The 7,376-nt window shown below is 69.4% G+C and carries 8 protein-coding genes and 1 pseudogene; 5 read left to right on the top strand and 4 right to left on the bottom strand.

Annotation, left to right across the window (positions count from 1 at the left end; translation table 11 throughout):
- A pseudogene (locus JDV09_RS17525) lies at positions 1–294 on the top strand (HNH nuclease); the annotation flags it as partial.
- Positions 295–439: 145 nt separating this feature from the next.
- Here the strand turns inward: JDV09_RS17525 and JDV09_RS17520 are convergent.
- Both JDV09_RS17520 and JDV09_RS17515 read right to left on the bottom strand, forming a co-directional pair.
- A complete protein-coding gene (locus JDV09_RS17520) occupies positions 440–892 on the bottom strand; it encodes an SRPBCC family protein (RefSeq protein ID WP_221370407.1) in 453 nt (150 codons plus the stop codon).
- Positions 893–902: 10 nt separating this feature from the next.
- Positions 903–1,160, bottom strand: a complete 258-nt coding sequence (locus JDV09_RS17515) for a DUF2530 domain-containing protein (protein WP_221370406.1) — start codon at positions 1,158–1,160, stop codon at positions 903–905.
- A gap of 73 nt (positions 1,161–1,233) precedes the next feature.
- On the opposite strand from JDV09_RS17515, the gene JDV09_RS17510 reads away from it, so the two are divergent.
- Together JDV09_RS17510 and JDV09_RS17505 are read left to right on the top strand one after the other, a co-directional pair.
- Complete coding sequence (locus JDV09_RS17510) at positions 1,234–2,085, top strand: TrmH family RNA methyltransferase (protein ID WP_221370405.1); 852 nt, start codon at positions 1,234–1,236, stop codon at positions 2,083–2,085.
- Positions 2,082–2,363 (top strand): DUF2537 domain-containing protein, encoded by a 282-nt coding sequence (locus JDV09_RS17505; RefSeq protein WP_221370404.1) that lies wholly within the window; start codon positions 2,082–2,084, stop codon positions 2,361–2,363. The genes JDV09_RS17510 and JDV09_RS17505 overlap by 4 nt, the downstream gene beginning before the upstream one ends.
- Here the strand turns inward: JDV09_RS17505 and sepH are convergent.
- Positions 2,331–3,110 carry a septation protein SepH gene (sepH, locus tag JDV09_RS17500; RefSeq protein ID WP_221370403.1) on the bottom strand — a complete coding sequence of 260 codons (780 nt, stop codon included), beginning with the start codon at positions 3,108–3,110 and terminating at the stop codon, positions 2,331–2,333. The two genes, JDV09_RS17505 and sepH, sit on opposite strands and share 33 nt — an antisense overlap.
- 182 nt (positions 3,111–3,292) lie before the next feature.
- Positions 3,293–4,420, bottom strand: coding sequence for a phosphoserine transaminase (serC, locus tag JDV09_RS17495; protein WP_221370402.1), 1,128 nt, complete (start codon positions 4,418–4,420; stop codon positions 3,293–3,295).
- A gap of 207 nt (positions 4,421–4,627) precedes the next feature.
- Between serC and JDV09_RS17490 the strand changes: the two genes are divergently transcribed.
- Positions 4,628–5,656, top strand: a complete 1,029-nt coding sequence (locus JDV09_RS17490; protein WP_221370401.1) for an AurF N-oxygenase family protein — start codon at positions 4,628–4,630, stop codon at positions 5,654–5,656.
- Between the two features lie 33 nt (positions 5,657–5,689).
- Positions 5,690–7,369 carry an FAD-dependent oxidoreductase gene (locus JDV09_RS17485; protein ID WP_221370400.1) on the top strand — a complete coding sequence of 560 codons (1,680 nt, stop codon included), beginning with the start codon at positions 5,690–5,692 and terminating at the stop codon, positions 7,367–7,369.
- Positions 7,370–7,376: the final 7 nt, after the last annotated feature.

Genomic DNA, 7,376 nt, shown 5'->3' with positions numbered 1-7,376 from the left:
CGCATCATCTGCTACGCCCGCGACGGCGGCTGCACCCGCCCCGACTGCCTAGCACCCGGCTACCACTGCGAAGTCCACCACAGCCCCGACTGGCACCCCGACGGCCGCACCGACGCCGACGCCCTGTTCTTCGGCTGCGCACCCGACCACGCGCTGCTGACCAACGGCCACTGGAACGCCGAAGTCCGCAACGGCCGCCTGGCCTGGACCGACGACACCACCCCACCACGCATCAACCACGCCCACCACCCCGACGAACTCCTACACGGCGACCCCGACCCACCACCGAGCTGACTGCCCGGGGTCGGGCCCCGCGTCGCGACCCAGCGCTCTCGCCGCTGCCACCGCCGGGTGGACGAGCGGTCGGCGGTGCTGGCATCGCCGCACCCTTACCGCGCCATCAGCGGCATGCCCTGGAAGGCGCTTCCGCTCGCTGGCTCTAGCTCTCCGCGGCGGTCTTGATCCGGGTCAGCGACGCGTTCATGCCCTCGACGAGCTCCTGCTCGAAATCGGGCACCCCGCCCAGCAGCGAGTTCACCAACAGATTGGACACCGCCTTCACGCCGTTCTCGGCGTGCCGGGTCTCCACCACCCGGGTGCCGGTCTCGGTCGGTTCGAGTTCGTAGCTCCAGACCGTCCCGTTTTCGCTGACCCGGAACGCCAGCTTGCGCTCGGGCACCAATTCGGTGATGCGGCTGGTGGTGGGCCAGAACAGGCGGCCCCGGCGGTTGATGTTGACGGTCCGTGCGCCTTCGCGCAGCTGCCCGAGCGGCTTCATCAACCGGCACTGCGGACTCCACCTCGGCATGTTGTCCAGATCGGAAACCAACGCCCAGACTTTCGACACCGGGGCGTTGATGTCGATCTGTGCCTGCAGCACCGGTGCTGCCATGGTTCCTCCTTCAGCTGAGACCCTGCTGTGCGCCGCGGGCGCCGCGGCGCACGGCGTGACGTTGCCACAGAAATATCGACGTGCCAAGCACTCCGACGCCCAGGCCGGCGACGGTGATCGGGCGCCAGTCGTGCAGGGCGCTGACGGTGAACGCCAGCACCGTTGCGATGAGCCATCCGCAGGTGATCACGACGATGACGGGCCACGGCGCGAGCAGGGCCGCGGGCAGTTCCGGCGGCTGCCGGACGTCGGGTTCGTCGGAACTCATCACCGCTCAACGTAGTCCATCGCGTGCGCAGTAGTCTCGTCGCTGTGAAAGCCGCCGGTCACGACGAAATCGCATGACGTTCAACGACGTTGCCGTCATCGACGTGGCCGACCCCGCCGACCCCCGGCTCGACGACTTCCGTGACCTCAACAGCGTCGACCGCAGGCCCGATCTGCCCAGCGGAAAGGGTTTGGTGATCGCCGAGGGCGTGCTCGTCGTCCAGCGCATGCTGGCGTCCCGGTTCGTGCCGCGGGCCCTGTTGGGCACCGACCGTCGGCTGACCGAGCTGCGCGGCGACCTCGCCGGCCACGCTGCCCCCTACTATCGGGTGGATGCCGAGGTGATGGCCGACGTGGTGGGCTTTCACCTCAACCGCGGTGTGCTGGCCTCCGCCCCGCGAGCGGTCGAACTGACACTGCCCCGGGTGCTGGACGGTGCGGCCACCGTCGCCGTCCTCGAGGGCGTGAACGACCACGAGAACCTCGGCTCGATCTTCCGCAATGCCGCCGGACTCGGCGTCGACGCGGTGATCTTCGGTAGCGGATGCGCCGACCCGTTGTATCGGCGCTCGGTACGGGTGTCGATGGGACACGCGTTGCTCGTGCCGTTCGCCAAGGCCAGCGACTGGCCCGCAGACCTCGAGGTGCTTCGGGCGGCGGGCTTTCGAATGCTGGCGATGACCCCGGGGCCGACGGCGTTGTCGCTGGCCGATGCGATGGGCGATCTGGCGGACCGGCGGGTCGCCATCCTGGTCGGAGCGGAGGGGCCGGGTCTGCAGGAGCGCACGATGCGCGCGAGTGACGTGCGGGTGCGGATCCCGATGTCGCGCGGTACGGACTCGCTGAACGTTGCCACGGCCGCCGCGCTGGCCTTCTACGAGCGGGCTAGGCTCGGGCCGGTGGGCGACCGGACAGCGGGCCGATGACCGACGATTCCACGCCGTGGGCGACGGGTTTGACCGTGGCGGCGTTCGTCGCCGCGGTGGTGGCGGCGGCCATCGTGGTGCTCAGCATCGGGCTGGCACGTGTCCATCCACTGTTGGCGGTCGGCCTGAACCTGATCGCGGTCGGCGGGCTGGCACCTACGGTCTGGGGCTGGCGCACCGTGCCGGTGTGGCGCTGGTTCGTGTTGGGGTCCGCGGTCGGGGTCGGCGGTGCGTGGATCGCGCTGTTAGCGCTGGCCGCCGCTGGAGCGAACGCCTAGCAGCACGTCCTCCCAGGCCGGGACGGTGGGGTGAGCCTTGCGGGGGCGTGGCGGCTTGGTGGCCGGTGCCGGTTCGGGCGCCTCGCCCGGCGCCTCGACCGGTGTGTCCGGTTCCTCGAGGGCCAGTTGCGCGACCGGTGCCAGCGGCCGCAGCGGGCGCGCGAAGTTCGGGTCTATCAATTCGGACGCGGTGTCGTCGAAGGCGGTGACGGTTCCGCCGTGCGCGCCCGGGGAGTAGCGGAAGTGCGCGACGTTGTCCGACATCCCGGCCTTCCAGGCCATCTGCACGGTCCAGCGACCGTCCTCGTTGCGCCATGCGTCCCATGTCGTGGCCTCGGGGTCCAGGCCGCGGGCGACCAGGGCAGCGGAGATGGTCTCCAACAGGGTCAGCACCGACGGTCCGTCCGGCAACACCGGGTGCGCCGCGGTGGCCAGTTCGGCAGCCCGGCTGCGCTCCAGCAGCACCGGGTGTGCGAATCGCTCGACCCGCTCAATGGCCACCCCGGCACTTGCCGCGATCTGCTCGACAGACGCTCCGGCTCGGATCTTGGCTTGAATCTCCTTGGGGCGCAGCACGTTTGAGACCTCGATATCGATCGTGGTTTGGTTCGAGCCGACCCGGTCGCCGCGTACCGCGGCCCTCAGCCGATCATCGGTGCGAAGGACGAACTTCTCCGCGGAGTCGCCGGTCTCGCAGATGATCCGCGTGCCGTCGACGTCCAATCCGACGACCTTGAGTTCCCGCATTGCGACCTCCTCCGGGCTGGCGCCGCGCCCGATACGGAGGTCACCCTACTGCGTTATCAGTCCGTAACCGCGGTGACACGCGGCAGTCGGTCAGGGCTGTGCCGCTCGCCGCCGGAGGTCGCGGCTAGAGCCGCTCGCCGCCGGAGGTCGCGGCTGGAGCCGCTCGCCGCCGGAGGTCGCGGCTAGAGCCGCTCCACCACCCAGTCGACGCAGGCCGTCAACGCGCCGACATCATCCGGCTCGACGGCCGGGAACATGCCGACGCGAAGTTGGTTGCGGCCCAGCTTGCGGTAGGGATCGGTGTCGACGATGCCGTTGGCGCGCAACACCGACGCGACGGCCGCCGCATCCACGTCCTCGGAGAAGTCGACGGTGCCCACGACCTGTGAGCGCAGCGCCGGGTCGCTGACGAACGGCGTGGCGAACGACGACCCCTCGGCCCACGAGTACAGCCGTGCCGAGGAGTCGGCGGTGCGCTTGGTCGCCCAGTCCAGCCCGCCGTTGTCCAGCAGCCAGTCGATCTGCTCGGCCAGCAGCACCAGGGTGCCGATTGCGGGCGTGTTGTACGTCTGGTTCTTCACGCTGTTCTCGATCGCGATGGGCAGCGACAGGAACTCCGGAACCCAGCGGCCGGCCGCCGCGATCGACTCCACCCGCGCCAGTGCTGCCGGCGAGAGGATCGCAAGCCACAGACCGCCGTCGCCGGCGAAGTTCTTCTGCGGCGCGAAGTAGTAGACGTCGGATTCGGTGATGTCCACCGGCAGGCCGCCGGCGGCGGAGGTGGCGTCGATGGTGACCAGCGCGTCACCCGAGCCCGCGGGCCGGCGCACCGGAACCGCGACGCCGGTCGAGGTCTCGTTGTGTGCCCAGGCGATCAGATCGACCGACGGGTCGGACACCGGGTTCGGCGCGCTGCCCGGATCGGCCTTGATGACCACCGGGTCGCCGACGAACGGGTTCTTCGCGACGGCCGATGCGAACTTGGCGCTGAACTCGCCGTAGGTCAGGTGCAGTGAGCGCTTGTCGACCAGCCCGAAGGCCGCCGCGTCCCAGAACGCGGTGGATCCGCCGTTGCCGAGGATCACCTCGTAGTCCCCGGGCAGGGAGAACAGCTGACGAAGTCCGTCACGGACCCGCCCGACGAGGTTCTTCACCGGCGCCTGCCGGTGCGATGTGCCGAACAGGTGACCGGCCGCCGCCAGCGCCTGCAGTTGTTCGGGCCGGACCTTGGACGGTCCGCACCCGAACCTGCCGTCCACGGGCTTCAGCTCGGGCGGGATGACCAGTGAGGTCGGGGTGCTCTGGCTCATGGTGACAAGCCTAAGACCGGCCGTCGGGGTGCCGGTCCGCGGGTGAGCGGGCCGACGACCGGACTCCGTAGAAGTGATCCACAGCACATGTGACGTGGACTACCGAACGGGAACACACCTGTGCGAAGTCCCTGGTTAATTCCTGGGACCGTGGGTACTGTTACTGGACACAGCGCAGACGAATGTAAACCGGCACGGGAGGCTGCAATGGCTGTCAAGACCGCCAGGACGCGCGTCATACGGCGCTGGCGCAACAACATGGACGTCGTCGACGACACCGAGTACGTCGACACCCTCAACACCCTGTCGGAGGGATCGGTCCGGCGGAACTTCAATCCCTACACCGACATCGACTGGGACTCGCCCGAATTTGCCGTGACGCCCGACGATGAGCGTTGGATCCTGCCCGCGACCGACCCGCTCGGCAAGCACGCCTGGTACCGGTCGCAGCCGCGCGGACGCCAGATCGAGATCGGCATGTGGCGCCAGGCCAACGTCGCTAAGGTCGGTCTGCACTTCGAGTCGATCCTGATCCGGGGCCTGATGAACTATGCGTTCTGGGTGCCCAACGGCTCTCCCGAGTACCGCTACTGCCTCCACGAGTCCGTCGAGGAGTGCAACCACACGATGATGTTCCAGGAGATGGTCAACCGCATCGGCGCCGACGTGCCCGGCATGCCCCGGATGCTCAAGTGGCTGTCCCAGTTCATCCCGCTGGTGGCCGGCCCGCTGCCGATCCCGTTCTTCTTCGGCGTGCTGGCCGGCGAGGAGCCCATCGACCACACCCAGAAGAATGTGCTGCGCGAGGGCAAGGCCCTGCACCCGATCATGGAACGCGTGATGGCGATCCATGTCGCCGAGGAGGCCCGCCACATCTCGTTCGCCCACGAATACCTGCACAAGCGGGTGCCGAACCTGAACCGCCGGCAGCGATTCCTGCTCTCGCTGTACGTCCCGATGGTGATGCGGTTGCTCTGCCAGGCGATCGTGGTACCGCCCAAGGCGTTCTGGAAGGAATTCGACATCCCGCGCTCGGTGAAGAAGGAGATCTTCTTCGGAACCCCGGACGCCCGCCAGTTCCTGCGCGACATGTTCGGTGACGTCCGGATGCTCTGCCATGACACCGGCCTGATGAACCCGCCGGCGAAGCTGATGTGGCGGATCTGCAAGATCGACGGCAGGCCCAGCCGCTACCGCAGCGAGCCGGCCCGCCAGCACGTGGCCCCCGCCGCGTAACCGGTCTGCCGCGCCGGATCCCTCAGGACCTCCATGCCCCACGTCATCACCCAGTCGTGTTGCAGCGACGGATCGTGTGTCTACGCGTGCCCGGTGAACTGCATCCATCCCACGCCCGACGAGCCCGGCTTCACCACCGCGGAAATGCTCTACATCGACCCCGTGGCGTGCGTCGACTGTGGCGCCTGTGTCACGGCCTGCCCGGTCGGGGCGATCGCCCCGGACACCCGGTTGACGCCCGACCAGCTCCCGTTCGTCGAGCTCAACGCGGCGTTCTATCCGAAACGCACGGGCAAGCTGCCCCCGACGTCCAAGCTGGCGCCGGTGATCGAGGCGCCCGAGGTGCACCCGCGCCCCGACGGTCCGCTGACGGTCGCCATCGTCGGCTCGGGGCCCGCAGCGATGTACGCCGCCGACGAGCTGCTGACCCAGCAGGGTGTGCGGGTGAACGTCTTCGAGAAGCTGCCGACGCCCTACGGCCTGGTCCGCGCGGGCGTGGCGCCCGACCACCAGACCACCAAGAGGGTGACCAGGCTCTTCGACAAGATCGCCGCCCGGTCCGGGTTCCGGTTCTACCTCAACGTCGAGGTGGGATCGGACCTCACCCACGACGAGCTCCTCGCCCGACACCACGCCGTGCTGTACGCGGTCGGTGCTTCCGACGACCGCCGCCTCGACATCGACGGCATCGGCCTGCCCGGCACCTCGACCGCCACCGAGGTGGTCGCGTGGTTCAACGGGCATCCCGACTTCCGCGACCTGCCGGTGGACCTGTCCGGCGACCGGGCCGTCATCGTCGGCAACGGCAACGTCGCCCTCGACGTCGCGCGCATCCTGACCACCGACCCGGATACGTTGGGGCGCACGGACATCGCCGACCACGCGCTCGCCGCGCTGCGGGACTCGAGAGTGCAGGAGGTGGTGATCGTCGCCCGCCGCGGGCCCGCGGCGTCGGCGTTCACGCTGCCGGAACTGATCGGTCTGGCGTCGGCCTGCGAGGTGGTGCTGAGCGCCGGCGACCACGCACGGGTGGTCGCCGACCTCGCCGAGGCCACCGACCAGTTGATCCGCAACAAGCTGGAGATCCTGGCCAAGCTCGGGGACGCGTCGGCTCCGGTCACCACTCCGCGGATCCGGCTGGCCTACGGTCTGAGCCCGCAGCGGATCCTCGGCGGCTCGCACGTCACCGGCATCGAGTTCACGGTGACCGGGACCGACGAGGTGCAGCGGATCCCGGCCGGCCTGGTGCTGACCTCGATCGGCTACCGCGGCAAGCCGATCGGCGGCCTGCCGTTCGACACCGACGCCGCGATCGTCCCGAACGACGGCGGCCGGGTCGTCGACCCGGGCTCGGGTGCGCCGGTGACCGGAAGCTACGTCGCGGGCTGGATCAAGCGGGGCCCGACCGGGTTCATCGGCACCAACAAGTCCTGCGCCGCGCAGACGGTGCGCAACCTGGTCGCCGACTACAACGACGGACTGCTGGCCGCCCCGGTGCACAGGTCGTCGACGCTGGACCGGTTCGTCCGTGAACGTCGGCCCGAGGTGATCGACGCCGCTGGATGGAAGGCCATCGACGACGCCGAGGTGGCCCGCGGCGGCTCCGTACGACCGCGGGACAAGTTCGCCTCGGTCGCCGAGATGCTCGACGTCGCGGCCGCCGCCCAGACCCCGCCGCTGCACCAGCGCCTGCTGGCCGGGCTGCGGCGCTGAGCGAGGG

Origin of the sequence: Mycolicibacterium xanthum (assembly GCF_019710635.1) — a bacterium.
GTDB lineage: Bacteria > Actinomycetota > Actinomycetes > Mycobacteriales > Mycobacteriaceae > Mycobacterium > Mycobacterium xanthum.
This window is presented reverse-complemented; position numbering and strand designations above follow the sequence as displayed.